Annotated in this window: 2 protein-coding genes and 1 pseudogene; all 3 read right to left on the reverse strand. The window is 66.2% G+C overall.

The window, feature by feature from the left end; all coding sequences use genetic code 11:
- Nucleotides 1-99, reverse strand: a pseudogene (locus AC1D00_RS42495) (DsbE family thiol:disulfide interchange protein); the annotation flags it as partial.
- Nucleotides 96-281 (reverse strand): heme exporter protein CcmD, encoded by a 186-nt coding sequence (gene ccmD, locus AC1D00_RS42500; RefSeq protein WP_025576631.1) that lies wholly within the window; start codon nucleotides 279-281, stop codon nucleotides 96-98. The gene ccmD and the pseudogene AC1D00_RS42495, both read right to left, overlap by 4 nt.
- The gene (locus AC1D00_RS42505; protein ID WP_025576630.1) at nucleotides 278-1,069 is read right to left on the reverse strand and encodes a heme ABC transporter permease; all 792 of its coding nucleotides are present in this window, start codon (nucleotides 1,067-1,069) and stop codon (nucleotides 278-280) included. Before AC1D00_RS42505 ends, ccmD begins: the two co-directional genes overlap by 4 nt.
- Between the last annotated feature and the right edge of the window lie 2 nt (nucleotides 1,070-1,071).

Genomic DNA, 1,071 nt, shown 5'->3' on the forward strand with positions numbered 1-1,071 from the left:
GAACCAGAACAGCACGGCCAGGCCGATGAAGGCGATCAGCGGCAGCACCATCAGGAAGGTCCGGCGCTGCGGGCTCGCGGAGGTCGTGTGATCGCTCATGGCCGATCCATCGCGCTGCGGCCCGAGCGGCGGGTGATGCCGCTGCGGTCGAGCTCGCGCAGGCGCCGGGTCTGGCTGCGGTAGTCGAGCACGATCCAGCCGATCAGGATCGCGACCACGAGCGCGGCTGCGGCATAGGATGTCACGATGAAGGAGGCATAGGGACCGAGCGACATCGTCATGCGGCCCCAATTTCTTTCGACGCGTTGTCGTGACGCGAACCGGCGCCCATTTCGCTCGAAAACGCGATGCGGCTCGCCTGCATCATTTGCAGCGAGCGGACACGGCGGCGCAGGATCTCGTTGCGCATCGCAGCCAGGTGCAGCGTGACGAACAGCAGCGTGAACGCGATTGCCATCACCAGCAGCGGGATCAGGAACGATTTGTCGAGCGACGAGCCCCCCATGCGCATCACGGAAGCGGGCTGGTGCAGCGTGTTCCACCAGTCGACGGAGAACTTGATGATGGGCAGGTTGATCGCGCCGACCAGCGTCAGCACGGCGGCAGCGCGTGCCGCGCGCGAGGGATCCTCGACCGCGCGCCACAGCGCCATCAGGCCGAGATACATCAGGAAGAGAATCAGCACCGAGGTCAGTCGCGCGTCCCATTCCCAATAGGTGCCCCACATCGGCCGGCCCCACAGCGAGCCCGTCAGCAGTGCGAGGAAGGTGAAGGCCGCGCCGATGGGAGCTGCCGCCTTCGCGGCGACGTCGGCGAGCGGATGCCGCCACACCAGCGTGCCGAGCGAGGCGATGCTCATCACGCCCCACACGAACATCGACAGCCAGGCATTGGGCACGTGGATGAACATGATCTTCACGGTCGCRCCCTGCTGGTAGTCGTCGGGTGCGAGAGCCGATTGATAGAGGCCAATCGCGAGCAGGATGACGGTCGCGGCCGCAAGCCACGGCAACACCCGCGTCGTCAGCGCGAGGAACCGTGTCGGGTTGGCGAGGTCGATCAGCGTCATGG

It is taken from the genome of Bradyrhizobium sp. P2_E8 (assembly GCF_056403875.1).

What these genes read in the sequence shown, in the direction of transcription:
- ccmD (WP_025576631.1), bottom strand. Translation starts at nt 281, where the DNA reads ATGACGATGTCGCTCGGTCCCTATGCCTCCTTCATCGTGACATCCTAT.